Raw genomic sequence first — 25,458 nt, 5'->3', positions numbered from 1 at the left:
ATGTCCACCCGCTCCTTTCAGGTCAGATGTTTGATCCTGTGCCTGGTCTTTGTGACCGGGCTCAGCTTTCTATCTGTCCGGCTGATTCAGATCCAGCTGTGGGAGCGGAAAAAGTATGCGGACCGGGCACGCGCCGCCTATGACCGCAGCGAAGTGCTGCCGGGATTGCGCGGCAAGATTGTCGATCGCCATGAGGAAGTGCTCGCAAAGAGCATCGCGCTGAGCACGGTGATGGTGGATGCCAAGCTGCTGGGCGATCCGGTGGTGGTGGTGAAGGCGTTGGCCTATGAGCGTGTCTCGATGGAGGAAGGCTGGGATCAGCTCAGTGCGGTCGATCGTGTGCGCCGCCTGAAGGCGGAACGGAGCGTCATCCTCGAGCAGGAAAAACCGGAGGCGATCGTCAGCAAGAACCTCGCGCGTGCCGTGGGAGTGCTTGCCCGACCACTCGGGCTTCGCCGCGAAGAACTTCGGGCACGGATCGAGGATCCGATGAGCAAGGGCCGGATGTTTTTCCCGATCGCCAAGGATCTTCCCGAGGATGCGGCGGATCAGCTGCGCGAGCTGATCGAGGAAAACCACCTGAAGGGTTTTCAGTTTCAGAATTCGATCAAGCGATGGTATACCTCGCCTGATTTGGCGACCCATGTCATCGGTTACACGGGTGAGGAAAAACGAGTCGGCGTCAATGGCAAGACGACTTTCGTTCAAGTCGGGAAGTTCGGAGTCGAGGCGGCGATGGAAGAGTATCTTCACGGCAAGGATGGCCTGTGGGATCACCTCAACATTCCCATGCCGGGTGAAGAGGGAACAATGGTGCCGCCGGTCCATGGTTTGAATGTGCGCCTGGCGATCGATATGGGGCTTCAGACGATTGTCGAAGAAGAGCTCGATGCCGGTCTCAAGGAATTCAAGAGTGAGCGGGGATGCATCGTGGTGCTCGACCCGAAGACCGGTGAGTTGCTGGCGATGGTAAACCGCCCGCACTTCAACCTGATTCGCAAGGAAGGCCTCGCTAAAGGTGCGATGAACTACGCGCTCCAAGGGGTGTACGAGCCGGGTAGTACTTTCAAGATCGTGGCCGTAGCGGGAGCCCTCAATGAAGGCCTCGTCAATCCGCAGACACAGATCTTTTGTCACAACGGTTTGCTGACGGAAGGGAAGCTGCGGATTCCCGATCACCATCCTTACGGCTACCTTTCGGTTGAGGGAGTGCTGATCAAATCGAGCAACATCGGAGCCTTCAAGATCGCTCGTCAGATGGGCGTGAAGAATTTCTATGACTACGCGAAGGAGTTCGGATTCGGGCAGCCGACCGGCATTCTTCTCAGCGGTGAGTCCTCGGGCGTGGTCAGGAATACCAAGAACCTGATCGACTTCAGCCGTGCCTCCTACGGCTACGCACTGAACGTCACACCGCTGCAGGTGGCAGCTGCCTACGGCGCGATTGCGAATGGTGGCGAGCTGATCAGGCCACGGGTCATCCACTCGATTGTCGCGGGAGACGGAACCGTGCTTGAGAAGTTTCAGCCGGAGGTGGTGCGCCGCGTCATCAGCGAGAAGGTTTCCAAAGACATGCGGGTCGCCCTGGGGAAGGTGACCGAGACCGGCGGCACCGCGACTCTGGCGCAGGTCGCCGGATTCAAGGTTGCGGGCAAAACCGGAACGGCGGTGCGTATCAAGAATGGTCGCTATCAGCCTGGTCACTACACGGTTTCCTTTGCGGGCATGATGCCGGCTGAAGACCCGGCCTTCGTCTGCCTGGTGGTCATTGATGACCCCCTGACCGATGAAGTGAGCCGTTATGGAGGCACCATTGCCGCTCCTATTTTTTCCAAGGTTGCCACCCGGCTAGCTACTCAAATGAATCTCACACCAACCGAGCCCATCGAGCCTGAAGAGGCTCTCGCCAACACTTCCGAATGATGACTGTTCGCGACATACTTCCTTGCCTGCACCGTCCCCTTGCATCGGGTCCGCTCGATGCGCTCGTGACTTCGGTGAGCTCTGATTCGCGGGTGATTGGCGAAGGATCGATCTTCGTCGCCATTCGTGGAAATCAACTGGACGGTCGAACCTACATTCCGAGTGCCAAGGAGCAGGGTGCGGTGGCAATCATTGCGGACTGTGCACCTGAGACCGGAGACCCCACGGACGTGGCGTGGATTCAGGTGGCTGATCCCCGCCTGGCGCTGGCATCGGTGGCGGCATTTCTGGAAGACCATCCGGCCTCAAAGCTCCGCCTTGTAGGGGTAACGGGCACGAATGGAAAGACGACGACGACTTTCCTCACGCATCACATCATGAAGCGCTTCTGGCATCGCGCCGGAGTGCTGGGAACGATCATCGTCGATGATGGTGACGAGGCCTCCGTGGCGAGCCATACCACGCCGGACCCGGTGGCACTTCAGTCGCTGTTAGGACGGATGGTGGACAATGGTTGCCGCGGTGCGGCACTGGAAGTTTCATCCCACGGCATCGATCAGAAACGCGTTGCCGGCATGGCATTCGACGCGCTCGTTTTTACCAATCTAACACAGGATCACCTCGACTATCACGGAACCATGGAAGCCTACGCCTCTGCCAAGTTTTCGTGGTTCGAAGACGCGGCCGAGAACCCACGTGGCAAGAAGCCGGTGGCGATCATCAATATCGACGACAGCCGGGGTGCCGAACTCGCCGAGACGCTCGACAGGCGCATGTCCGTGATTCGTTTTGGCTTTGGCCTCGAAGCGGACTATCAGGCTCTGAACTTCCGTCAGTCGCCACGCGGGATGCAGTTCAAGCTGAAAGCCAAGGGCAGGGAATTCCTCGTGCGGGCTCCCCTGATCGGGCGTTTCAATGCTTACAACATTCTTGCGGCGCTGGCTGCGACGCAGGCCGCGGGCATTCCTCTGCGCGAAGGTGTCGCTGCGATTGCTGAGGCACCGCAGGTGCCAGGGCGGATGGAGAACTGCGGAAACCGCGATGGCATTTCCATCTTCGTCGATTACGCGCACACGCCGGATGCCCTTGAGAATGCCTGCCACACTTTGAAGGAACTGGAGCCGCGTCGCTTGTTCACCGTCTTTGGTTGCGGTGGCGATCGGGATCGCAGAAAGCGCCCATTGATGGCGAAGGCTGCGGCGCGGGAGAGCGATGTCTGCATCATCACCTCCGATAATCCACGTAGTGAGGACCCGGAGGAAATCATTCGGGAAATTGAATCTGGAATGGGTTCGGCACGTTACAAGAGTGTGACGGATCGTTCTGAAGCCATTCGAATCGCCATTCATGCGGCAGGCGCGGGAGACATCGTGCTGATCGCAGGAAAGGGCCATGAGACCTATCAGAAGTTCGCGGATCGGACGATTGACTTTGACGACCGTCGAGAAGCCCGCCGTGCCATGGAGGAGCGGCCAAACCCTGAAGAACCAAGAAGATGAAAGCACTCAATGCCGATACCATTGCTCAAGCGACCGGAGGTCGTCTGATTGCCGGTGCCGGCAGTGTGCTGGCGAATTCGATTTCCACGGATACCCGGACGATTCCGGATGGAGCGGTGTTTGTCGCTCTGCGTGGTGATCGATTTGATGCCAATGATTTTGCGCCGCAGGCGCTGAGTGCCGGTGCCACGGTCGCGGTGGTCGAGCGCTGGGACGGGGGTGACCCGGGCGACCGCGCCGTGATTGAAGTCGGCGATGGATTGGCCGCTTTGCAGAGACTTGCTCACTGGTACCGCATGCAGCACGAGATGCCGGTCGTTGGCATCACCGGATCGAACGGCAAGACCAGTACCAAGGATTTTACTTCGGCGGTTTTGAGCGGAGCCTATCAGGTCTGTGCCACGCGCGGGAACCTGAACAACCACATCGGCGTGCCTCTAACGGTGCTCTCGATCAAGGAAGGCGACAGCGCAGCCGTGGTGGAAATGGGCATGAACCATGCGGGTGAGATTGCGCCGCTGTGCGAGATCGCCCGTCCTAACATCGGGATCATTACGAATATCGGCACCGCGCACATTGAGCATCTGGGAAGCCGTCAAGGCATCGCCGAGGAAAAGGGATCGCTTGCGAGGGCGCTTCCTGAGGATGGAGTACTGTTCGTGCCGGCAGGCTGTGATTTTTACGAATACTTCAAGTCGAGGACCAAGGCCCGCGTCATCCCCGTGGGAAATGGTCGTGGTCTGATCCGGGCGGAGAACCTCCGTCAGGACGATGGTCGTGCGCAGTTTACTCTGGTCATTGATCACCAGCCCGTGGCGGAGGTGGATCTCCCCGTCGCCGGCAAGCATATGGTCACCAATGCGCTGCTGGCTGCCGGCTGCGGATGGTTCCTTGGCATGGAGCCCGAACTGATCGCCGAGCGTCTTTCATCGACGGTCCTGACAAGTGGCCGCCTGCGTCGTTATTTCAGCCGGGGCATCACGGTCTTTGATGATACCTACAATGCGAATCCCGAGTCGATGGCGGCGGCGATCGAAACGATGGCGGATACGCCTGTGAATGCCGGGGCTCATCGCTACGTCGTGCTTGGGCCGATGGGTGAGCTGGGATCCCATGCTCCGGAAGCCCATCTTCGCATCGGTCGTCTCGCCGCGGAGCGCGGGCTCTCGGTGATTGCCGTGGGTGCGGGTGCGGAAGGCATTGCAGAAGGGGCGGGCGAGGCAGATTTTTTTCCTGATGGACAAGTGGCGGCGACGGCGTTGGCCGAGCGGGTGGTGGCAGGAGACACGGTGCTTTTCAAGGCCAGCAGAAGTGCGGCCATGGAGCGGGTCATGAACGAGGCATTTCCCCCTAACGACTAATGTTATACTGGATTTACGAATGGTGGCGGGCGGCATTTGACGCGGAAAATGCGGCGGGAACCGAGGGCTGGGCGCATGCGGTGAGCTTTCTCAACTTGCTGCAGTATATCACGTTCCGAGCGGCGCTTGGCTGCCTCATGGCATTCTCATTGAGCATCATGTTCGGCCCGCGGGTCATCCGCCGACTCATCTCGCTAAAGGTCGGTCAGCCGATCCGCAATGCGGAAGAGGTGCACAAGTTGGCCGAACTTCACGGCGGAAAGGTTGGAACGCCGACGATGGGTGGCGTGCTGATCATTGGTGCGGTGCTGATCTCGACTCTGGTTTGCGCTCGTCCCTTCAATCCTTTCGTCGCGGTTTGCGCCTGTTCGATGGGTGCGCTCGGATTGCTTGGTTTCTGCGATGATTATAAGAAGGTGAAGGAGAAGAAGTCGGATGGCGTCAGTGGCCGCACGAAGCTCTTCTGGCAGTTGGTGGTCGCGCTGGTGGCGGGCTCCTTCCTCTACTTCAAAGTGGAGATCTCCGGCTACGGAGCCACGGCGGAGACGATTGAAAAGCTCGGTTATACCCCGGGTTACAAATTCGACGGCCTGCCGATGAAGATCAGTGAAGTGACCTTTCCTCTCTTCAAGGTTCCGATCATTGATCTCCACTGGCTGATCATTCCGTTCTTTGCCTTGATCATCATCGGGTGCTCGAACGCGGTGAATCTAACCGACGGGCTCGACGGTTTGGCCAGTGGCTGCACGATCACGGTGTCGCTCGCCTACGGCATGCTGACTTATCTCGCTGGCCATCATTTCATGGCAAACGAGTACCTGACGATTCCCTACAACCGTTTTGTCGGAGAGCTGACCGTGTTTCTTCTGGCGCTTGCCGGTGCCGGCTTTGGCTTTCTATGGTTCAACTGCCATCCTGCGAAAGTCTTCATGGGTGACACCGGCTCCCTGGCCATCGGTGGAGCGATCGGCACCGCCGCGATTTGCGTCAAGCAGGAGCTGCTGCTGGTGATCATCGGTGGCGTCTTCGTGATGGAAGCGCTTTCCGTGATGCTGCAGGTCGGGAGCTTCAAGCTGCGGAAGAAACGCATCTTTGCGATGGCACCAATTCACCACCATTTCGAACTTCGGGGCTGGCATGAAAGTCAGGTGATCATCCGCTTCTGGATCATCTCGATCATGCTCGCGCTCTTCGGTCTCGCCCTTTTGAAAATCGTCTAATGGATATCACAGGAAAAACCGTCACCATCCTCGGAGCTGGCCGTAGCGGTCGGGCTGCGGCGGCGCTTGCCTTGAGAGGCGGGGCCCGGGTGAAGGTATTCGACTCGGCGGCGACCATCGAAGGAATGCCGGAAGAGGTCGAAGTGCATCCTTCCGCCTCTGTCGGACATGCGCGCGACGGACGTAGCGATCTGCTGGTGGTAAGTCCGGGCATCGATACCTTCGGGCCCTTGGTGGCGGCTTTCTCGGCTTGTGCGGACGAGACGATCGGCGAAGTCGAATTTGCCTGCCGTCATTTCAGCGGGAAGGTCATCGCGATCACGGGAACGAATGGCAAGACGACGACCACCGAGCTCGTCGAGCGGATCCTCAATGCCGGTGGCATCAGCGCCGTCGCCTGTGGAAATTATGGCGTGCCGGTGTGCGAAGTTGTCATGCGCGATCCTGTCCCGGATGCGCTTGCGCTGGAGGCCAGTTCCTTCCAGTTGGAGACGGTGGTGGATTTCAAGCCGGACGTGGCGGTGTGGCTGAACTTTGCGCCCGACCACATGGACCGCTACCCGACGGTTGAAAAATACAAGGAGGCCAAGCTGCGGATTTTCGAAAATCAGACGGCTGCCGAATGGGCCGTGGTTCGACTGGGCGAGAGCCTGCCCGAGTTGGCGGCACAGGTTGTCCGTTTTTCGACAGATGATGAATCGGCGGACTGGTTTTCAGACGGCCGTTTCCTCATGCGTGCCGGTGAAACGGTGCTCGGTATCGAGACGGGTTCCCACCTTCGTGGAAAGCACAATGCCGAGAATGCCATGGCGGCAATTGCGGCCTGCCTGCCACTCGGCGTTTCCATCGATGCTGTGATGAAGGCCTTTGATGGCTATGCTCCGCCGCGTCACCGCTGTGAGCTTGTTAGAACCTTGGACGGGGTCGAATGGCTCAATGATTCCAAAGCCACAAACCTGCACGCCCTGGAAAGCGCGCTGCGTTCGCAGACTCGTCCGGTCGTGCTGATCGCGGGTGGCAAGGAGAAGGGACTCGATTACCGACCTTTGCTGCCGCTGCTTTCCGAGAAGGCGCGTGCTGCAGTGACCTTTGGTCAGATTTCAGCCCCACTTGCAGAGTTGCTTTCCCACGTCGTTCCGGTAGAACCCGTCACCGATCTAGGTGAAGCGGTCGATGCGGCACGCCGCCACTGCAAGAGGGGGGATGCGGTTCTGTTTTCCCCGGGAACATCCTCCTTTGATCAGTTTTCAGGTTATGAGGAACGGGGCGATACCTTCTGCCGGCTCGTTCACAAACTTTCCTAACATCACTCACCCTTATGAAATTCCAAAGCATGCCCGTGAAACGTCGCCCCAAGAAAAAGGGGGCATTCCGCACGCTGTTTGCCAACGTCGCCAACAAGAGAAAGCGTCAGCGCGCTTCGACGGCGGCAATTCCGGCCGGTGATCTCGATGGCGATGTCCCCAACCTCGGGGTGGCACGTGCCCTGGTCGTCATTCTGGTGATCCACGTCGTGGCCATCGCAGGGATCTTTTTCCACAGCCACTGGCTCGACGGTGAGTCAGGAAAGGAAGTGGCCGAGGCCACTCAGGTGAAGCCGATCGCGGTGGCGCTGGCGCCTCGGGAGGACGATGGCATGCCAAAGATCAGATCCGGAGATTCGATTTACACCATTGGCACGGGTGACACTTACGAAAATATCGCCAGGCGTCTGGGGGTAGACGAAGCGGAGCTTCGCGAAGCCAACGGTGACGTCGATCTCAGCCCTCAAGTCATGTATCTGAGGATTCCTTCGAAGAAGATCGTGGCTGTGGAGCCTGAAGAAATCACCAGCGTTCGGGAGAGCAGCAACGCACCGTCGTTTGAGGCACCACCGGCTGTCGATCCCGGTCCACCCATGATTCCGACTGCCGCCGCCTTGCGCGCCGATGCAGCACCGGCTCGTGCGACAGCTGAGTCAACGACCGCCGGCAGTGGATCGAGCGCCACGCACGTGGTGAAATCCGGCGACACCCTCTGGTCGATTTCGAGAAAATACGGAAGTACGGTGGATGCCGTCATGAAGGCCAACGGAATCAGCAATGCCCGCCACCTCAAGATCGGCATGAGCTTGACGGTTCCCCAATAATTGAGGTTCCTTAACCAATGGCTCGCTACTGCAACATTGCCCTCTGTACCGCGGTTGCCGCTTTGGTGGCGCTCGGACTGGTGATGCTTGCGAGTACCAGTGCCTGGGTGAAGGGAGTCGAGGAACCTTACCACTTTTTCTGGCGTCAGGCCGGGATGGCGGTCTTCGGGGTGGTGGCGGCGTTCCTGCTTGCGCGCCTGGATCCCAAACACTTGCGTCAGTGGTGGCCGTGGATTCTCGCGGTATGCTGTGTGCTGCTGTCGTTGTGCTACGTGCCCGGTATTTCGAAGACGATCAATGGCGAGACCCGCTGGATCACCTTGCCGGGCATCGGGCAGTTCCAGCCATCCGAGGTGGCCAAAGCGGTGACGATGATTGCCATGGCGGGATGGTTTGCCCGCTGGCAGACCGAGACCCGCACCTTGTTTCGCGGGTTCATCGTGCCGGCGCTGTTGTTGGGGATTCCTTTTGCACTCATTCTGTTTGAAACCGACATGGGCACGGCTGTGGGTCTTGGGGCCGCCGGTTTTTCAGTGCTCTTCATCGCTGGCAGCCGATTGCTGTTTCTCCTGCCTACGACAGGTCTTGGTGCGTTGGCATTTGGATTCCTGGTGAGGTCGAACGATAACCGCTGGGAGCGAATCGAAGCCTGGTTGAATCTTGAGGATCCCCATCACCAACTCGACAAAGGACTCCAGCAATGGCGTGCCTTGCTCGCCTTTGGCAATGGAGGCGTCAATGGCCAGGGCCTCGGCAACGGCTTTGAGAAGTTCGGTCACATGCCCTATGCCCATACCGACTTCATTTTTCCGAACATCGGCGAAGAGCTTGGTCTTTGGGGAACGCTGGGAACGGTGCTTTGCTATGTGGTCATCGCCGTCGCTGGCATCGGCATCGGCGTGACGGCCCAGAATGTTTTCAACCGCTGCCTGGCGATCGGTCTAACGGCCGTGATCGTGGTTCCCGCGATGATCAACATCGCGGTGACAACGGCGGTCCTACCGAACACGGGTCTGCCGCTTCCTTTCGTCAGCTTCGGCGGCACGAACCTGGTCTTCACCCTGGCGTCCGTGGGACTGCTCTGCGGGATTCAGCGCCGTTCAAGACTGGAAAAAGTCCGCAGTGAGCCACTGACGGCGAACAAGACCTACGAGGTAAGGCTGTGAGAGGGCCTTCGCCCCCGAGTCGAAATTCCGGAGTGCGTTCGTTGGTCGTAGGGGGGACGTTCTTCACGATTGGAGGGATGCTCGCGATTGCGAAACCGGTGAGCTTGATGACTTCAGGGGGGCTGGGACAGTATGGTGCTCATCGAGTGACATCTCACTTCGGGCCTTCTCAATCGCAGATCTTCGGAGCGGTTTTTCTTCTGATTGCCTTGCTGCTGTTCGCCACCGCCAGACACCTGTCGAGGGGGAACTAGGGTTTCGAGCTGGCGAGGGAGGAAGGGGTCAGATGAGTTCGCTCGGTCGCTTCCATCAGAGCTGCCCCCACGAAGTCCGTTTCAAGCGTCGCAGGGTAGTTGTTGGAAATTCGCCAAATAACTCGCGATAGTATCCTGCAAACCGGCCCATGTGCCGGAAGCCTGCTTCGCGGGCGAGACCTTCGACACTCGTCCGGTTCGGATCGCCCATTTCCAGGCGCTGTCGCGCATGATGCAACGCCAAGCAGCGCGCCCACTCGATCGGCGTGACACCCAACGCCTCCGCAAAATGCCGCTGCAGCGTGCGTTCGCTCACTCCGACTTCCCTCGCCAGATTGCGAGTCGCGTAGTCCATTCCGATCCGGCCGCGCAGTTTCATGTCGACGCATTCGATCAGCTTCCGGCGCTTTGCCGCCCTGCGAATCAGGGGCTCGGCATCACGCGGATGCAAATGAACAAGCAAGCCGCAAAGCTCCGCGAAGAACCGCTCCACCGCGACCGAGGTCAGATGCTTCGCCGTCATCAGCGCTGTTAGGCGTCGGTCCAGAGCCTGTCTCAATTTCACCGGAACGGGGAACGACACCATCCCGTCCTGCGGCATCCGCAACTCCTGTCCCAGGTGTCTTAGCGCCGCCGCCTGCAGCCGCTCTTCAGGAAGCTCGATCGCCACCCAGTGCCCCCGGCTGCCGGCCCGGTAGTTCAACTCACAACCCGGAGGGTAAAGCTCCAGAGTCGTGGTGTCGGCGAAAAACCCGTTCACCCAGGTCGGCTCGCTCAGCTCGCGCATGTAGCCGATGCTTACCCGGTTGCGGGGAAATTGTCCGAGGCTCCGACAAGGGAAGCTGTAACGGCCGGTATCAATGCTGAGATCTCCACAGCTCCAGTGCTGGTGCTCCACATCGCAGGCACCCGGCGAGAGAATGTAATGCTCAAGTCGCGCCGCCGACAGCAGCCCGGCCAGGACTTCCGGATCGAAGCCCGCCAGTTTCAGATCATGTCGCTGCGTTTCGAGTCTCATCCCTTCATCTTCCCCTGCATGAACCCAGCAGGATCCTTCGATTCGAATTAGCGGGATTCCCAGGCTCGCTCAATCTCCAATTGTTTGAAGCGACGCCTGCCCAAAGACATCGTAAGCCTGGATTTCTGACAAACGCTGAAGAGTGTCTTATGTCACCGACTGATGCGTCTCATGAAGGTGTTTCATGGATTCGGCTCAGCCCCGCCTCGCAGGATTGCGACAAAACTGTCGGATTTCGGATAGGAAACTTCCTTGCCGTCTGCCGGCCAGGTCTGCTTTCGTTTACGTATTCTTTCGCACCCTTATCTAACAGCTCAAGGCCCATGGAACTTGAGGCCTTTCCCGGCCCATTTTTTAACCACCTCACCATCTAACAAAATCAACCCATCCTGAAACCCTCGTGAAAACAAGATCCACCCTGCTATGTCTCGCCGCGACTGCTTTTCCTGTTCTTTCTCAGGATTTGCCAACCACCGGCACCATCGATTCCCGCCTCGGAAAACTTGAGATTGAAAACGGCTTTCCTTCGCAATCGACGGTCCAGAAACTTTACGACGACCTCGATTTCCAGCGCGCCTGCCAGGCCTATCTTTGGGCTCTGCCCTACACCTCGATGGGTGAGTGGCAGCGCGAGCAGAAGGAAACATTCGGAGCCGGCAACTTCGATTTTGTCGATTACCTCGACTACAAGGACAAGCTCGGTCTGCTCACCGCCAATGCGACCACCCCATACTCGATGGCGTTTCCGAACATCGAGAAAACCGGCCCCATGGTGGTCGAGGTTCCCGCGGGAGCCATGGCCGGAGGGATTCTGGATTTCTGGCAACGCCCTATGACGGACTGCGGCCAAACCGGTCCCGAAAAAGGTGCAGGAGCCAAGTTCCTGATTCTCGGTCCCAACGACAAGGACATCACTCCGGCACCGAAGGGTTATTACGTGTTCCGTTCCGCGACGAACCCCAAAGATAGCTTCGGGCGATAGCCCCGATGCTATCCGTTGTTGAACTGGCCCAGGTGCTTGGGTGGGCGCGGCTTCTACCGCTCTTGCGGTTTCAATTCAGTCCTGAGAGTCAATGACTTGCCGGGATGAGTGAGCGGCGCTTTGGAAGGCAGCTCTCTTTGCGGGGGCCGCGAGGCGAATGACGAAGTGATTCGCCCGGCGCCGGGGACGCTTGCTCCCTTCGAGTGAGTCGCTCTTGCCATCTGGAGTTGTGATTGGAGCGAATTACGAGGTTTGTCGTAGTTCGTGGGTGCTCGTTCCCTGGGCACGGCGGGTTGCGATGCGCTTCGAGATGTCTGGAGCGGAGTGATCATGATCTAACAAGTTGCTTCCGAGGCGGCCCGCGCATGAGACGGATGGGTGCGATTTCTCGCAGAAAGGTGAGTTCGCCACCGCAGCTTTCGCAGGTGAAGGGTGCGGTTTCGGGGAGTTCGGGGAGCGGCTCACCGAGTTGACCGAGCTTAAGGCGGATGAAGAGTCGCTTCTTCCGCGCGGCGCTGGCCAGAAATCCGTAGTGGCGGATGCGGGTGAAGCCTTTGGGCAGGACGTGGAGCAGCCAGCGACGAATGAATTCGTGCGGATGCAGGGTCATGACGGAGGTCCTCTTGGTGCTGCTGCATGTCCAGAGGAGAAGGACCTTGCCATGCGCGTCGTAACCTAACAGGCGCTTGGCCCCGAAGGCGCTGCGCTGGACGTAGCGGGAGAGGTAACGAAGCGCGGTCTTGCCCTGGCCGGCGGGCTGGAGCTGGACGTTCCATGTCTTGGCAGGGCTCAGGACGTGGCGTTGCTTCGGGCTGAGCTGTTGGCAGATCTCGGGATGATCGGCCTTCAGGGCGCTGTGGAGCCGGCTGCGGAAGCGCTGGGCAAGGGGGCGAAAGTGAACAAGAAACTTATTGCTGGCGGGATGGACGAGCTGGCGGGTGGCGGCATTGAAGGCGATTCCGGGGATGATGATGTGGACGTGCGGATGATGGCCGATCTTCCGGTCCCAGGTGTGGAGCACGCTGGTGAAGCCGCATTGCGCTCCGTGGTATTTGGTGCCGACTATGTCCTGCAGGGCGGCGGCGCTTTCCTGTAGAATGAGATCGTAGAAAGTTTTGGGATGCTGCTGGCAGAGGGTGCGCAGCTCCTCGGGAATGGTGAAGGTGATGAGGAAGTACGGGACAGGCAGTAGACGGGCTTCCTGCTTGGCTGTCCAGATCTGCTGATCGAGGGCACCGCAGCGTGGGCAGCTGCGGTGGTTGCAACTATGATAGGCATAGTGGTTCTTTTCGCAGCCGCCGCAGCGGTAAATGCGACCACCCATTTCCGGGGTGCGGCACGCAAGGACGCGCTGCACGGCCCGGTAGTGGGCAGCGCATAGGTGCTGCCGGTGGGCACGGGCGTAGTCTTCCCAATGCTCACCGAGCAGCTCTGCTAGGTCGAGGGCCACGAGTGGCGGACTCGCGGATGTTAGATGCCCTCCGATTCCCCCGGGTCTACCAAGGTGTCGAGTGCCTCCCTACCCTTCTGATCGCTGATCTCGGTGACGTGGAGGTAGCGGATGGTGTCCTTGAGCGAGCTGTGCCCGAGGTAGCTGGCGACCTGAATGATCGACGCATTTCCTTCCAACATGTGCGTGGCAAAGGAGTGTCGCAGTGTGTGGGTGGAGATGTGCACATGGGTTTTCGATAAGCCGCATTCCGCCACGGCAACCGCAATCGCCTGCCAGACGGAAGATTCGCTCATGGACTTGGTGCTGCGGTGCATGGCCTGCTCAACGCTCAGTCCGGAGCTCTTCCAGCCGCGCCCCATGCCAGGAAAGAGCCATTCCCTGTTGCGGTGAGAGAGCCAGAAAGTGCGAAGGCGCTTGAGGAGTCGAGGCGTGATCGGGACTTCCCGGGCCTTTCGGCTCTTCGAGTGGGTTTCGGGGATCAAGATGACGAGCCGCTCGCCATTGATGTGCTTCGGTTTGATGTGAAGTGCTTCATTGAGCCTCAGTCCACACTGGTAGACCAGGGTGAAGAAGGTCTTGAAGCGTGGGCAGCGAAAGGTCTGGAGCAGACGCAGGACCTCCTCGCGGGTGAGCACGTGGGGCAGTGGTTCGTCGAACTTGATCTGGATCTTCTTCCAAATGTCCCAGTCGATGCCGAGGTGGTCGCGGTAGAGGGTGCGCAGCGAGCAGACCGCCTGATTGACGGTGCTGGGTCGCAGTTTTCGCTCGTCCTGGATATGGATGAGGAAGTCGAGCACGCTCTCGGGTGGGAGCTCCGGAAGGTCGGATTTCGGGTAGTGGTCGGCGAGTTGATGGACCCACCCGAGGTAGGTTTGACGAGTGCGCTTGGCGAGGCCTTTGAGGTCGACAAAGCGATTGAATTCCTGATACCAAGTGGCTGAGGCGAGTCGTTTATGTGCATTATCTTTTTTACGCATTAGTGAGCCATGACGGCTTCGCCTCACCTCTGCAATACCCACCAAACGAAATTGCCGCGCAGCGGCTCTGTTCAACAATGTCTGGGTCGCGATGCGCGGCTTGGACGCCGACGTGGAAAAGGCCAAGGCCCTCTGCGCCCAGCTTAAGATCTATCCCTACAGCCAGCGCGAGAACCCGCCCGAATCGAAACACCTGCGGCCCGAGGGCAGGCCGTGGACCGGCGAACAACCGCGCGGCATGAAGTATTGGGAAATGCTCGCGAAGCTGATCGACGAGGAACCCCCGGTCGAACGCGACCGCATCATGCTGGCGATGCTCGCCCCGATGGGCATTCAAAAAGGTAAAGCCTTCGAACCTGATGAACGCCTGACCCGCATTCTCACCGACGCCGCCAATGTGGGTGAGCTCATGGCGCGCTGCAACGGCTACGCCAAGCGCTTTCCCGGCTCGACGGTCTGGCCCGGAAAGCAATGGGAATATTCGCTTTTCCTGAAGGAGACCAATCAGGAAACCCCGAACTACACGGAATTGGACGAGCGGGCGAGCTGGCTCTACGAAGCCGTTGGCATCTCCATCGGAATGATGGGCCGCCTCCACGGTGCCGGCCAAGTTTATCTCGAGTCCCAGAAAGACGCGACCGGTGCCTGGCTCGACGGCGGAAAGAACTACACTCTGCACGTCCCGTCCGATGTGCCGGTGAAGCAGTTCTGGTCCTTCACCGTGTATGACAACGAGAGCCGCTGCCTGATCGACACCGGCACCTACCCGGACCGCTCATCTCGCGACGACATCGAGACCAACGCCGACGGCTCCGTGGACCTCTACTTCGGCCCCGAGCCACCCGCCGACAAGCCGCAGAAAAACTGGATCAAGACGCTGCCCGGCAAAGGCTGGTTCACCTACTTCCGCCTCTATGCTCCGACCGAACCCTACTTCGACAAGACCTGGAGCCTGCCGGACATCGAACTCGTGAAATAGAATCCAACGACATGTGCCAACAAAACGGAATCATCCATTGAATCATCGAAGTTCAATCTAACAATCCGCCATGAGAATCTGCTCCATCTTCAAACCCCGTAGTCTCACCACGCTCGCCTTCGCTCTAACAGCGGGACTCTTGCCCGCCCAGGACGCCAGCCGTTTCTCCGCCCTCGCGGAGCTTCCCTTGGACCACAACCGCGCCACTCCGGAAACCGCCGCCACTCTGATGGACGAGCTGGTCTTCCAGCGCGCCAGCCAGACCTACTTGTGGGCCATGCCATTGCTCAACACGATGGGCATGCGCGATGGTTTCGACGAGGCCTTCGGCACCGGCTACAACGTCATGGCGATCTGGGAAAAGCGCCTCGATGCCAAAACCCTCATCACCACGCCGAACTCCGACCTGATCTACGGCATGGTTTTCGAGGACCTCTCGAAGACCGGCCCGCTGGTGTTTGAAGCGCCCCCGAAACTGCAGGGCATCCTGCTCGACTTCTGGCAACGGCCCATCCCGGTCGACGGTGGCAAGTTCTTCGGCGACCTCGGTCTGCCCGGTCCGGACGAGGGCAAGGGCGGCAAATTCCTCATCCTGCCGCCGGGCTACGACGGCGAGGTGCCGGAGGGCTACTACGTTTACCGTTCCGGAACCAACAACGTCTTCATCTTCCTGCGCTCCTTCTATCAGTCGCTCGACAACATCCAGCCGGCCGTCGACGTGCTGAAGCAATCCGTGTTATACCCGCTCGGAAAGAAGGACAGCGCGAAGAAGATGGAGTTCAGCGATGCCTCCGGAAAGCCGCACAACATGCTGCCGCGCACCGACGTCGAAGCCTTTAAACAACTCAAGTATCTGGTCGACACCGAGGGCTCCCATCTCGCCGGCCCCGACTGGCTCGGCATGCTGGCGGGCCTTGGAATCATTAAGGGACAACCTTTTGACCCGGATGCGAAAAAGCAGGAAATCCTCGGCGCCGCCGCCAAAAGTGCCTACAAGACCTCGCGTGTCATCGGCACCGAGTATGGCCTCGGTGGTGCCGACTTTCGCGTTTACGACGACCGCCAGTGGCTCAATCCGATCAACAACCTGACCTCCCGTTGGCCGGATTCCTTCGTCGACCTCAGCTTCACTGACACCAAGCAGGGCGTCCGCAGTCTCGATGGCCGGGCGTGGTTCTTCACCGACTATTACTCGATCAGTCCGGGTATGGTCTCGATGACCCCCGGTAAGGGCGCCTACTACATGATCGGCTTCAAGGACGCCGACGGAGAATGGCTCGACGGCGAAAACAACTACACGCTGGACCTGCCCAAAGACATCCCCGCGGCGCTGTTCTGGTCAGTCACGCTCTACGAAGCGGAGAACGCCTCGGGACTCGACAACGGCCAACCATTTCCCTCGCTCGGCAAGCTGAACAAGCCTGCCCAGGAAGCCGATGGCAGCACCATCCTCCACCTCGGTCCGAAAGCGCCGGAAGGTAAGGAAGGCAACTGGCTCGCCACGGTGCCCGGTCGCGGCTACTTCGCCATCCTTCGCCTCTACGCGCCCACCGAACCGGCGCTCGATGGCAGCTGGAAGCCGGGTGACATCGAAAAGGTGAAGTAGCCGAATCACTCAGGTGAAACTCATTCAGGTCGCGTCGGCACACCCGGCGCGGCCTTTTTTGGAGCGAAGCGACCAGACCTCGAAACGAATCCGCCCTCAAATACAAGTCGCCCTTTCCCTACCTCCGCTCGATCTCATGGTCCTGCGGCCGACCGAGTTTGAAGACCCGGAACAGGAAGATGAGACTTGGAAAGATGAACAGGCTGCCGATCAGCAGCGCGTACATCAGCTGCCGGATGGTGGCGGGTGGGGCGGCTTCGGCATAGAAATCAAGTGGGCCTTCCGTGGTCGTCGCAGCATTCGGCGCGTAGAGGATCCACCAGCCGAGCAGCACCAGCACCACTTGCCCGGAGGCCACCACCCGGGTCAGCATGACCTTGCGCTGCCCGACGTGAAACCAGAGCAGCACGCAGAGCGCCGTCGCCAGCAGCATCACCCCAATCGCCAGCGGATGACTCACGAATAGCCGGAACAGGCTCGGTTCCTCGCCGAGGGATGCGAGAAATACCAGCCCGCCGGTAACGATCGCCGCGCCATTGAAGACGGCGGCACGTCGACGGAAACGCTGACGCATGTCCTCATCCTGCGCCTCGCCGACCAGAAAGATGCTCGCCAGAAAGGCGAACAGACAGACGACAAAGATGCCCATTGCCAGCGGATACCAACCCCACCAAGGCGCCACATAGGCCGTCCAGAAATCGCGTGCCCCGGGGTCGATTTTTCCCCGGTGCAGACTGGCCGCGATGATCCCCAGCCACAGCGAACTCCACAGGCTGGATAGGCCGAAGAGCCAAGTGTAGACCCGCTGGCTGACCGGCGCCTGGACCGCGTCGTAGTGACGGAAAGTGAAAACCGTTCCGCGCACCACGATCCCCACCAGCAGGGCGAGCATCGGCAGGTGCAGACTGACCATCAGGGTGGTGAAAATCTTCGGGAAGCCCATGAAAAGGATCACCACGATCAGGATCAGCCACATGTGGTTGGCCTCCCAGACCGGCCCCATCGCTCCATTGATGAGCTTCTTCTGGGCCTCGCGCTGGCGCCCGGCGGGGAGCAGCTCGAGGATCCCCGCCCCGAAGTCCGAACCACCCAGAAGGATGTAGAGCAGCAGCGAGGCCGCCAGGAAGAAGATGAGGAGACTGATCATGACGCGTCGAGCTTCGCCTGGGTGATGCGGATCTGTCGTCCGAACAACCAGAGGGTGACGATTGCCAGCCCCGAATAGAGGGCGACGAAGAGATAGAAGTGGTAGACCATTCCGGGAACCGGCGTGACGGCGTCTTTCGTACGAAGGATCTCGTAGATGATCCATGGCTGGCGTCCGACCTCAGTGACCACCCAGCCGGCCTCGATCGCCACCATCCCGAGCGGCGTCGCCGCCACCAGCAGGCGCAGGAACCAGCGGGGAAAGTCGCCCCGTTTCAAGAACCAGAAAAACCCGACGGCGAGCAAGGCCATCAGCATCCCGATTCCCACCATGATCTGGAAGGCCACATGGGTGATCAGCACCGGCGGCCAGTCCTCCCGTGGAAATTGATCAAGACCGATGACCTCGGCGGAAGGATCCCCATGGGCGAGCACACTGAGCATGCCGGGGATCGCGATGCCCCACTTCATCGTCTGCGTTTCCTCATCCGGGATCCCGCCAATCGTCAGCGGAGCGTAGGTGCTGGTCTCGAAGTGACCTTCCAAAGCCGCCAATTTCGCCGGCTGGAACTCCGCCACCCGCTCGCCGGCGATGTGCCCGCTGATCGGCTGGAGCAGCGCCGCCACCGCGCCGAAGACCATGGCGATCTTCATCGCCTTCAGGTTCAGCTCCTTCGCTCGTCCGCGCAGGTAGAGACAGGCGTGCACGCCACCGACGGCGAAGCCCACCGCCTGCAGCGCCGCCAGCTGCATGTGCAGGCTCTGATGCGGCCAGGCCCGGTTGAACATCGCCGCCACCGGATCGATGTTGGTCGCCACGCCATCGACCCAGTCAAATCCCGCCGGCGAGTTCATCCACGCGTTCGCCGCCAGCACGAAGATCCCCGAGACGAATCCCGAAATGCCGACCACCAATCCCGTCCCCCAATGCACCCACGGTTTCATCCGGCCCCAACCGTAGAGGAACAGCCCGATCGCCACCGCCTCGACGAAGAAGGCCGTGCCTTCCCAGGAAAAGGGCATCCCGATGATTGGCCCGGCGTGTTCCATGAAGCCCGGCCACAACAAACCGAGCTCGAAGGACAGCACCGTCCCGGACACCGCGCCGACCGCAAACAGGATCGCCACGCCCTTCATCCACATCTTCGTCAGCTCGAGATAGAGCTTCGTGCCTGTTTTCAAATACAGGTAATGCGCCGCCGACATCAGGAACGGCATCGTCATTCCGATCGCCGCGAAAATGATGTGGAAACCAAGCGAAAATGCCATCGTCGCCCGCGCCGCCGTGAGATCATCCATCTAGCGGAACGCTTACCAATTCCGCCGCTTGGTTGGAAGGCGATTTCCCCCGGATTCATGGTCATGGAGGCGATGACCCGCCGTCGATGCATGATGGCCTCAACGTTGAAGGAAGTGGTTCTGGAAGGATAGCAGTACCACGTCGGCGAATGGCACCTATGTCAGGACCGAAAAGCCGTATCAGACACTTCACATAAAATCGAGTTCGTGGGATGCGCGGAATGGGCGTGCGCTTGTCGGGATGATTCCTTGAGTGCGAACCCTCGCTCAGATAGCTTCGGTCTCATCGCTTGACTTGTTGTTCACCATCGCTAACCGACTGACCATTTCATGAAAATTATTTTTCCCATTGTTCCGCTGCTCGGTCTCGCCACGTTCGGGGTGACATCGGCCGAAACCAGCCGTGACACTCCAGGCGAGTTGACGGTCGACGTTGTCGAAGAAACGGAATCCCCGTCGAGCCTCGACGCCAACGAGATCGCCCAGAAGCTTGCCAATCCGAACACTCCTCTGGCAACCCTGACCCTTCGCAACCAGTGGATCCGCTGGGGCGGCGACTTGCCCGGTGCCGATGGTCTCGAAAGCGGCGTCTTCGAGTTTCAGCCGGTGTTTCCCTTTCCCATCGACGACATCACCACGGTCAGCTTCCGTCCCGCGTTCAGCTATCTCGTCGACCAACCGTATTATGATGCCGCCAGCGGGCGGGTTGAATCGCGCTCGGGATTTTCCGACATGGGCTTTGACCTCGGCTATGGCGTGACCACCGAATCCGGGTTTCTTGCCCGGGTCGGCATGTCGGGCAGTGTGCCGATCGGCGCCGAACATCTCTCTAGCGAAACCTGGGCCCTTGGTCCGGAGTTCCTGGTCGGCTACAAGAACGAGCACGGCCTATTTGGTTTCTTTCCGAGCCACCTGTGGGACATCAGTGGTCCGGCGACGATCAATCGCACAACTCTCCAACCACTGGTGGTGTTCCTGCCGGGAAAGGCGTGGGCCTTCGGCTCCAGTCCGATCATCAGTTACAACTGGGAAGCCGAGGAATGGACGCTGCCACTTCAGCTGTTCGCCTCGAAGACCGTGAAGTTCGGTGAGGTGCCGGTTCGTCTCGGGCTGGAGATGAACTACTTTCTCGACCAGCCCGATGGGCTCGGCGAGGAGTGGATGATCGCCTTCAATTTCACCCCGGTGTTCCCTAACATCTTCGCCCAGTGGTTTAGTGGGTCCGATTGAGATTCTCCCAATCACGGCCGGAGCATGCCGATAATTCCGCGCCAGCATCCACTCCATGAATTCATCCGAGCCCCACGTTCACCCGCTACGGAACACCGCCGTCACATTCGCCGCCATCGGCGTGATCCTCGCTCTGCTGCGGCAGTCAGCCGACATCGTCCAACCGGTGCTGCTGTCATTACTCATCGTCACCATCGCCTCGCCACCACTTCAGTGGCTTAGAAAGCTTGGCGTCTCAACTGGAGCGTCGGTCCTTCTTGGAATCATCGTCGTCATCGTCGTGCTGAGTGCTTCTTCGGTGTTGTTGAGCGCCGCCCTCAACCGCTTCAGCGAAGCCTTGCCGCTCTACCATGATCAGTTAGTAGAGCACTCGGACCGTCTGGACGTGTGGCTCGCGGCCAAGGGCATTGATCCTCACAAAGGCGGCGTTCTCCACCATTTCACTCCAGAGCGGATCAATCATCTGACCGAGTCGGCGATCACCCATATGGGTTCCGCAGTCAGCAACGCGCTTCTGGTTCTCTTTGTCGTCATTTTCATGCTTGCCGAAGCAACTCACTTCTCGCGCAAGCTGGCTAAAGTGATGGGCACGGGTGGGGCGGCGGCGCCTGCCTTGGCGCACCTGCTGCGTGATATCCATCTCTATATCACTACAAAGGCGGTGGTCAGTGCGCTGACCGGCATCCTGATCTGGATCGGGCTGAGCATCTTCGGACTCGAATATGCCGGTCTCTGGGGCTTTCTGGCCTTCATGTTCAACTTCATCCCCAGTTTCGGCTCGATTGTCGCCGCCGTTCCGCCGGTGCTGTTAGCCTTGCTGCACGGATCGCCGATCTACGCCGGCGGCGTGGTGCTGCTCTTTCTGGCTGTCAATATTCTGATCGGCAACATGCTCGAACCCATCGTCGTGGGTCGGGCGCTCGGCTTGTCGGCAGTGACCGTGCTGCTGTCGCTGGTCTTCTGGGGCTGGATGTTCGGGGTCGTCGGAATGCTGGTATCTGTGCCGCTGAGCATGGCGGTACGTGCCTTCGCCGATGCCTATCCGCCGACCCGCTGGCTGGCCGTCCTGATGGGCCCCGCACTGGAGGATCCGGAGATAACAGGCGGCAAGGTGGCATCTGGACCAGATTGACGAACGGACTCGAGTGCTGCTCTGGAAACACTTGTGCAGAAGGCAGCACCGAAACGCCGAAGGGATGGAGTTGGATATCGACGTGCCAACCGATCATGATCTAGGTTTCGCCTTATGGCTTCTAAAAGCCCTTCATCGATGCCTAGGTAAAGATGGTCTGGTCATCGCCACCCTACTTTCCAGCAACTGAACATCACCAGCATCATGAACCGCCTGCCTTTCCTCATCCTTCCATTTTTTCCCTTCATCCTTACCCAAGTCCACGCCGAAACCGGTGTGGCCGACAAGGAGGCCGCTGTTTCCACCAATGAACTCAAGGAAGCCTATTTCGGCGAGATTCACGTCCATACCTCCTACTCGCTCGATGCCTACATTGGCGGGGCGAGGTTGACCCCCGACGACGCCTACCGCTTCGCCAAGGGCGAGACGATGGTCGTCAACGGACAGAAACACAACATCGTCAAGCCACTCGATTTCTGCGCCGTGACCGATCATGCCGAGTACATCGGCGAGATGTATTCCACCCAGGTCGCGGATGCTCCGGGGCACGACCACGAGGACCTCAAGACGCTTCGTGGCATGACTGACTTCACCGAGCAGGAGAAGTGGTTCGTGAAATACGTCGTCACCCCGAACCGCGGCAAGGGCGCGGCCCATCCGCCCTTCTACGCCGGCGTGGAAACCACCCGCAGCGCCTGGCAATTGATGATCAAGGCGGCCGTCGACCACTACAACCCCGGCCGCTTCAGCACCATCGTCGGCTACGAATGGACCGCGGCTCCCGGCGGAGGAAACATGCACCGCAACGTCCTCTTCCGCGATCTCAACGTCCCCGACCTGCCCTTCAGCGCGGTCGAGTCCACCGACGAGGAAAAACTCTGGGACTGGATGGAACAGCAGGAAAAGGAGGGCCGCAAGCTCCTCGCCATCCCGCACAACTCCAACGCCAGCAAGGGCTTCATGTTTGAGCCAGTCGACAACTCCGGCAACCCCATCGACCTGAACTACGCCAAACGCCGTAGTCACTTCGAGCCGCTCATCGAGATGATGCAGATCAAGGGCAACTCCGAAGTGCATCGCAAGTTCTGGCCTGCCGACGAGTTCGCCGATTTCGAAAATGCGGACAGCATTCAGAACAGCAGCGATCGGACTTATAAGAAGGACTTCTTCGTCCGCGCCGCCGTCATCAAGGGTCTCGAATACGAACAGTCGCTCGGCGCCAATCCCTACAAGCTCGGCTTTGTCGGCGGCACCGACAGCCATAACGGCACCCCCAGCGATGTCGTCGAGGACAACTACAACGGCAGCCACGGCGGCGCCGACGGACCCGTTGAGCGTCGCCTCACCAAGGACATCACCGGCTGGATCGACGGCAAGGACTCGAATCCCGGATCGATCACCGGCGTGTGGGCCGAGAAGAACACCCGCGGCGCCATCTGGGACGCCTTGCGGAATCGCGAGACCTTCGTCACCTCCGGCACCCGCATCCGGCCACGTTTCTTCGGCGGCGCCGAGCTCCCGGGCAACCCGGCCGATTCGGTCGCCCTGGTGAAGACCGGTTACGATCAGGGCCACGCGATGGGTTCCACCCTTCGCAAGCTCGACAAGGCCCCGACCTTTTATTTCCACGCCAGCAAGGACCCCGATGGCGCCAACCTCGACCGCATCCAGATCATCAAGGGCTGGGTCACCAAAGAAGGCGAAGCCAAGGAGCGCATCTACGACGTCGCCGTTTCCGACCAGCGCCAGATCGGCGACGACGGACGTTGCAAAACTCCGGTGGGCAACACCGTCGACCTCAAAACCGCCTACTACACCAACACCATCGGCGCCACCGAACTGATGGGCAGCTGGACCGATCCCGACTTCGATCCATCGCTCCACGCCCTCTACTACACCCGCACCTTGGAGATCCCGACTCCTCGCTGGACCACCTACGATGCGGTCCAATACGGCGTTGCCCCACCCAAGGGAGTGCCCACCACCATTCAGGAACGCGCCTGGTCCTCGCCGATCTGGTACACGCCTTGAACGCTCAGCCCTGCCTACCGTTCGATGAGCATCGTCCGACGACTTGCGCGAGGCCTTTGCCTTGTTGGCGGTCTGCTCGTTTCCGCGCAACCCGCCGATTCGTGCCCGATTTGCTTCGGCTCCCGCATCCGTCCGCCCTGCTTCGCCGAGCAAATCATCCAGGCGGATCGACTCGCCGTCGCCCGCGCCGGGGGGCACGGTTCCTTTGTGATCGAAGCACGCCTCCGTGGCGCACACCCCGAGCCGGGGACCAAGGTCATGATCGATCAACCAAGCATCGGCAGCCGCGTGCTGCTCGCATTTCCCGATGACGACTCTCTTCCCATCCATCTCGGTCCTTACTCAGCGGAGCTCACCGAGCTGATGCGCCTGATTTTTCCGCTCAAGACTCTCGAACCGAGTAGCGAGTCCGGCTGGAGCAAGCAGCTGGAGACCTTTCGCCCCTACCTTAGCCACCGCGATCCACGGATCTCGAGCTCCGCCTGGACCGCCTGGGCACTCGCTCCCTACCGCGTCCTCCGCCGGCAGCGCCCGCTGCCGGATCGAGATATCTTGCTCAGCTGGCTCGATGATCCGACCCGCGCTGGTGAGGCCTCGCTCTACTGGACTCTGCTCGGCCTGCAGGCTGACCGCCCGATCAAGGCACGACTCCGCAGAACGATTCTCACAAGCTGGAAGGAGAACGACTCGAGCCACCTCGCCGCCCTGCTGGATGCCGAACTCTCGGCCAGCGGCCCGCGGGCCATCGATTTCATCGTCAGCCGCTACATCGACGACCGCGATCGAACCCTCGACGAGATCCAATGCGCGCTCCTCGCCCTGAGCATGCACGCCAATGAAGGTGATCCGGCTCTCCGGGAACCCATCGCGCTAGCCTTCGAGGCCTTCGTAGAAAAGCGACGCCCGCTTTCCGGTCTCGTCGCTCTCGACCTGCAGAAGTGGCAGCGCTGGAGTGTTGCCAAGCTCTACGCCGAGATTCTGGAAAGTGGCGAACCCGTCTATCCCTCGTCCCGCCCGGCAATCCTCAGCTATCTCGAAGGTTCTCGCTTAGGAAACGAACTTATCAACCGAGCTTCCGCCTCGGAGCGCTGAATCCGGGAAGGCGCAACGCGTCCGAAGCAGCACGGGCCAGCGTGGCGGATGGCAGTTCCGCGAAATACTGACGATAGAGGGCGGCGAATCTTCCTGAATCGCGAAACCCGAGCGCGTTCGAAACTTGATGGACAGTCGTAGTGCCCGGATCCGCGGCGAGCAGTTGCCGTCGACATTTGTTGAGGCGATGCCGTTGCAGCAAGGCATAGGGCGAGACTCCGAGGTAGTCGCGGAAGGCATACTCGACGGTGCGTTTGCTGGCCCGTAGGAGAACACACAGATCAGCCACGGAAAGCGTGAAGCTGGACTCCTCGGCAAGCTCCATGACTCGATGGACCAGGTGTTTTGCTCGAGAAGGACCGAGGTGAAGTGCCGGGTTGTTATCGGGACAGGCATCTACGAATATCTCAACTAACTCATTTGGCGTGAAGGATCCTCCTTTGTTCGCGTGCTCTAACATCGCTTTGAGGCGCCGCCATATCCGAACTTGTGCGGTCATCGATAGATTCAGGAAATGCGCACCACTATCGAGAAATCGAGGGTCGCGGCCAGAGAGGGAGGAGTAGGATTCCCGAAAAACATCGGCGCTCATCACCACCACGCGCTTGTGGCCTCCTGCGGGAAATACGATATCGAGTTCACGGTTTGCCGGTCCCATGAAGGGCATGCCACCGACCGGATGGCTTCGTCCCCACCATCGCCCTTGCTCCCGGCAAATTCCATCGGCCATGGCAAAGCCAACCAGTCCCGGCGCCATCGCTCCGCGTACCCGGACTCGCCGGCTCAATTGCTCGTGGTAACAAACCGAGACGCCGTCCGTGGCAAAGTCGAACTTTCCCTCATATGTCCCGGAATCGAGTTGATCGTGGACAACTTCCCAGACTGGTGCGACCAGGTCCGGAAACTCCGCAGGGTCGGAAACGGCGTGTGCTCCCGTTGAAAACTGTTCCTTCATGCTGAGT

The 25,458-nt window shown here is 59.8% G+C and carries 20 protein-coding genes; 14 read left to right on the top strand and 6 right to left on the bottom strand.

Annotated features, from left to right (window positions below):
• The 7 genes from ACFQY0_RS15725 to ACFQY0_RS15695 are packed head-to-tail and all read left to right on the top strand — an operon-like array spanning window position 1 to window position 9,297.
• Entirely contained in the window at window positions 1-1,923 is a 1,923-nt protein-coding gene (locus tag ACFQY0_RS15725) for a peptidoglycan D,D-transpeptidase FtsI family protein (RefSeq protein ID WP_379714212.1), read from the top strand.
• A complete protein-coding gene (locus ACFQY0_RS15720; RefSeq protein WP_379714209.1) occupies window positions 1,920-3,422 on the top strand; it encodes a UDP-N-acetylmuramoyl-L-alanyl-D-glutamate--2,6-diaminopimelate ligase in 1,503 nt (500 codons plus the stop codon). Before ACFQY0_RS15725 ends, ACFQY0_RS15720 begins: the two co-directional genes overlap by 4 nt.
• Window positions 3,419-4,783, top strand: coding sequence for a UDP-N-acetylmuramoyl-tripeptide--D-alanyl-D-alanine ligase (locus ACFQY0_RS15715; RefSeq protein ID WP_379714207.1), 1,365 nt, complete (start codon window positions 3,419-3,421; stop codon window positions 4,781-4,783). Before ACFQY0_RS15720 ends, ACFQY0_RS15715 begins: the two co-directional genes overlap by 4 nt.
• Window positions 4,783-6,003, top strand: coding sequence for a phospho-N-acetylmuramoyl-pentapeptide-transferase (gene mraY, locus ACFQY0_RS15710; protein ID WP_379714205.1), 1,221 nt, complete (start codon window positions 4,783-4,785; stop codon window positions 6,001-6,003). The genes ACFQY0_RS15715 and mraY overlap by 1 nt, the downstream gene beginning before the upstream one ends.
• Complete coding sequence (gene murD, locus ACFQY0_RS15705) at window positions 6,003-7,307, top strand: UDP-N-acetylmuramoyl-L-alanine--D-glutamate ligase (protein ID WP_379714203.1); 1,305 nt, start codon at window positions 6,003-6,005, stop codon at window positions 7,305-7,307. The genes mraY and murD overlap by 1 nt, the downstream gene beginning before the upstream one ends.
• Before the next feature lie 14 nt (window positions 7,308-7,321).
• Window positions 7,322-8,131, top strand: coding sequence for a LysM peptidoglycan-binding domain-containing protein (locus ACFQY0_RS15700; RefSeq protein WP_379714201.1), 810 nt, complete (start codon window positions 7,322-7,324; stop codon window positions 8,129-8,131).
• 17 nt (window positions 8,132-8,148) lie between these two features.
• Window positions 8,149-9,297: an FtsW/RodA/SpoVE family cell cycle protein gene (locus ACFQY0_RS15695; RefSeq protein WP_379714199.1), complete on the top strand. Its 1,149-nt coding sequence runs from the start codon at window positions 8,149-8,151 to the stop codon at window positions 9,295-9,297.
• Window positions 9,298-9,606: 309 nt separating this feature from the next.
• Here the strand turns inward: ACFQY0_RS15695 and ACFQY0_RS15690 are convergent, their stop codons facing one another.
• A complete protein-coding gene (locus ACFQY0_RS15690) occupies window positions 9,607-10,569 on the bottom strand; it encodes an AraC family transcriptional regulator (RefSeq protein WP_379714197.1) in 963 nt (320 codons plus the stop codon).
• Window positions 10,570-10,969: 400 nt separating this feature from the next.
• Between ACFQY0_RS15690 and ACFQY0_RS15685 the strand changes: the two genes are divergently transcribed.
• Window positions 10,970-11,551, top strand: coding sequence for a DUF1254 domain-containing protein (locus ACFQY0_RS15685; RefSeq protein WP_379714195.1), 582 nt, complete (start codon window positions 10,970-10,972; stop codon window positions 11,549-11,551).
• Between the two features lie 328 nt (window positions 11,552-11,879).
• On the opposite strand, the gene ACFQY0_RS15680 is transcribed toward ACFQY0_RS15685, so the two are convergent.
• Window positions 11,880-13,001, bottom strand: coding sequence for an IS91 family transposase (locus tag ACFQY0_RS15680; RefSeq protein WP_379714192.1), 1,122 nt, complete (start codon window positions 12,999-13,001; stop codon window positions 11,880-11,882).
• Window positions 13,002-13,021: 20 nt separating this feature from the next.
• Window positions 13,022-13,981 carry a tyrosine-type recombinase/integrase gene (locus ACFQY0_RS15675; protein ID WP_379714190.1) on the bottom strand — a complete coding sequence of 320 codons (960 nt, stop codon included), beginning with the start codon at window positions 13,979-13,981 and terminating at the stop codon, window positions 13,022-13,024.
• A gap of 91 nt (window positions 13,982-14,072) precedes the next feature.
• Between ACFQY0_RS15675 and ACFQY0_RS15670 the strand changes: the two genes are divergently transcribed.
• Together ACFQY0_RS15670 and ACFQY0_RS15665 are read left to right on the top strand one after the other, a co-directional pair.
• A complete protein-coding gene (locus tag ACFQY0_RS15670; protein WP_379714188.1) occupies window positions 14,073-14,960 on the top strand; it encodes a DUF1214 domain-containing protein in 888 nt (295 codons plus the stop codon).
• 70 nt (window positions 14,961-15,030) lie between these two features.
• Window positions 15,031-16,566, top strand: a complete 1,536-nt coding sequence (locus ACFQY0_RS15665) for a DUF1254 domain-containing protein (RefSeq protein ID WP_379714186.1) — start codon at window positions 15,031-15,033, stop codon at window positions 16,564-16,566.
• A gap of 118 nt (window positions 16,567-16,684) precedes the next feature.
• Here ACFQY0_RS15665 and ACFQY0_RS15660 read toward each other — a convergent pair whose 3' ends face one another.
• Together ACFQY0_RS15660 and ACFQY0_RS15655 are read right to left on the bottom strand one after the other, a co-directional pair.
• Window positions 16,685-17,713: a cytochrome d ubiquinol oxidase subunit II gene (locus ACFQY0_RS15660; RefSeq protein WP_379714184.1), complete on the bottom strand. Its 1,029-nt coding sequence runs from the start codon at window positions 17,711-17,713 to the stop codon at window positions 16,685-16,687.
• Window positions 17,710-19,011: a cytochrome ubiquinol oxidase subunit I gene (locus ACFQY0_RS15655; protein WP_379714182.1), complete on the bottom strand. Its 1,302-nt coding sequence runs from the start codon at window positions 19,009-19,011 to the stop codon at window positions 17,710-17,712. The genes ACFQY0_RS15660 and ACFQY0_RS15655 overlap by 4 nt, the downstream gene beginning before the upstream one ends.
• Window positions 19,012-19,341: 330 nt before the next feature.
• Between ACFQY0_RS15655 and ACFQY0_RS15650 the strand changes: the two genes are divergently transcribed.
• The 4 genes from ACFQY0_RS15650 to ACFQY0_RS15635 all read left to right on the top strand — a co-directional run bounded on the left by ACFQY0_RS15650 (window position 19,342) and on the right by ACFQY0_RS15635 (window position 24,496).
• Window positions 19,342-20,241: a hypothetical protein gene (locus ACFQY0_RS15650; protein ID WP_379714180.1), complete on the top strand. Its 900-nt coding sequence runs from the start codon at window positions 19,342-19,344 to the stop codon at window positions 20,239-20,241.
• Window positions 20,242-20,296: 55 nt separating this feature from the next.
• Window positions 20,297-21,373, top strand: a complete 1,077-nt coding sequence (locus ACFQY0_RS15645) for an AI-2E family transporter (protein ID WP_379714178.1) — start codon at window positions 20,297-20,299, stop codon at window positions 21,371-21,373.
• 204 nt (window positions 21,374-21,577) lie between these two features.
• On the top strand, window positions 21,578-23,404 hold the full coding sequence (locus ACFQY0_RS15640) for a DUF3604 domain-containing protein (protein ID WP_379714176.1): 1,827 nt from the start codon (window positions 21,578-21,580) through the stop codon (window positions 23,402-23,404).
• Between the two features lie 24 nt (window positions 23,405-23,428).
• Window positions 23,429-24,496, top strand: a complete 1,068-nt coding sequence (locus ACFQY0_RS15635; protein WP_379714174.1) for a hypothetical protein — start codon at window positions 23,429-23,431, stop codon at window positions 24,494-24,496.
• On the opposite strand, the gene ACFQY0_RS15630 is transcribed toward ACFQY0_RS15635, so the two are convergent.
• Window positions 24,468-25,451, bottom strand: coding sequence for a helix-turn-helix domain-containing protein (locus ACFQY0_RS15630; protein WP_379714172.1), 984 nt, complete (start codon window positions 25,449-25,451; stop codon window positions 24,468-24,470). The two genes, ACFQY0_RS15635 and ACFQY0_RS15630, sit on opposite strands and share 29 nt — an antisense overlap.
• Window positions 25,452-25,458: the final 7 nt, after the last annotated feature.

Source organism: Haloferula chungangensis (assembly GCF_042664875.1).
In the GTDB taxonomy this organism is placed as follows: domain Bacteria; phylum Verrucomicrobiota; class Verrucomicrobiia; order Verrucomicrobiales; family Akkermansiaceae; genus Haloferula; species Haloferula chungangensis.
Note: the sequence above shows the minus strand (reverse complement) of the source record. Positions and strands in the feature narration are given on the sequence as shown.

Excerpts from the sequence above, each read along its gene's own strand:
- ACFQY0_RS15700 (WP_379714201.1), top strand. The coding sequence starts at position 7,322 with ATGAAATTCCAAAGCATGCCCGTGAAACGTCGCCCCAAGAAAAAGGGG.
- ACFQY0_RS15640 (WP_379714176.1), top strand. The coding sequence starts at position 21,578 with ATGAACCGCCTGCCTTTCCTCATCCTTCCATTTTTTCCCTTCATCCTT.
- ACFQY0_RS15695 (WP_379714199.1), top strand. The coding sequence starts at position 8,149 with ATGGCTCGCTACTGCAACATTGCCCTCTGTACCGCGGTTGCCGCTTTG.
- ACFQY0_RS15630 (WP_379714172.1), bottom strand. The coding sequence starts at position 25,451 with ATGAAGGAACAGTTTTCAACGGGAGCACACGCCGTTTCCGACCCTGCG.
- murD (WP_379714203.1), top strand. The coding sequence starts at position 6,003 with ATGGATATCACAGGAAAAACCGTCACCATCCTCGGAGCTGGCCGTAGC.
- mraY (WP_379714205.1), top strand. The coding sequence starts at position 4,783 with ATGTTATACTGGATTTACGAATGGTGGCGGGCGGCATTTGACGCGGAA.
- ACFQY0_RS15650 (WP_379714180.1), top strand. The coding sequence starts at position 19,342 with ATGAAAATTATTTTTCCCATTGTTCCGCTGCTCGGTCTCGCCACGTTC.
- ACFQY0_RS15715 (WP_379714207.1), top strand. The coding sequence starts at position 3,419 with ATGAAAGCACTCAATGCCGATACCATTGCTCAAGCGACCGGAGGTCGT.
- ACFQY0_RS15675 (WP_379714190.1), bottom strand. The coding sequence starts at position 13,981 with ATGCGTAAAAAAGATAATGCACATAAACGACTCGCCTCAGCCACTTGG.
- ACFQY0_RS15645 (WP_379714178.1), top strand. The coding sequence starts at position 20,297 with ATGAATTCATCCGAGCCCCACGTTCACCCGCTACGGAACACCGCCGTC.
- ACFQY0_RS15725 (WP_379714212.1), top strand. The coding sequence starts at position 1 with ATGTCCACCCGCTCCTTTCAGGTCAGATGTTTGATCCTGTGCCTGGTC.
- ACFQY0_RS15655 (WP_379714182.1), bottom strand. The coding sequence starts at position 19,011 with ATGGATGATCTCACGGCGGCGCGGGCGACGATGGCATTTTCGCTTGGT.
- ACFQY0_RS15665 (WP_379714186.1), top strand. The coding sequence starts at position 15,031 with ATGAGAATCTGCTCCATCTTCAAACCCCGTAGTCTCACCACGCTCGCC.
- ACFQY0_RS15690 (WP_379714197.1), bottom strand. The coding sequence starts at position 10,569 with ATGAGACTCGAAACGCAGCGACATGATCTGAAACTGGCGGGCTTCGAT.
- ACFQY0_RS15720 (WP_379714209.1), top strand. The coding sequence starts at position 1,920 with ATGATGACTGTTCGCGACATACTTCCTTGCCTGCACCGTCCCCTTGCA.
- ACFQY0_RS15660 (WP_379714184.1), bottom strand. The coding sequence starts at position 17,713 with ATGATCAGTCTCCTCATCTTCTTCCTGGCGGCCTCGCTGCTGCTCTAC.
- ACFQY0_RS15670 (WP_379714188.1), top strand. The coding sequence starts at position 14,073 with ATGCGCGGCTTGGACGCCGACGTGGAAAAGGCCAAGGCCCTCTGCGCC.
- ACFQY0_RS15635 (WP_379714174.1), top strand. The coding sequence starts at position 23,429 with ATGAGCATCGTCCGACGACTTGCGCGAGGCCTTTGCCTTGTTGGCGGT.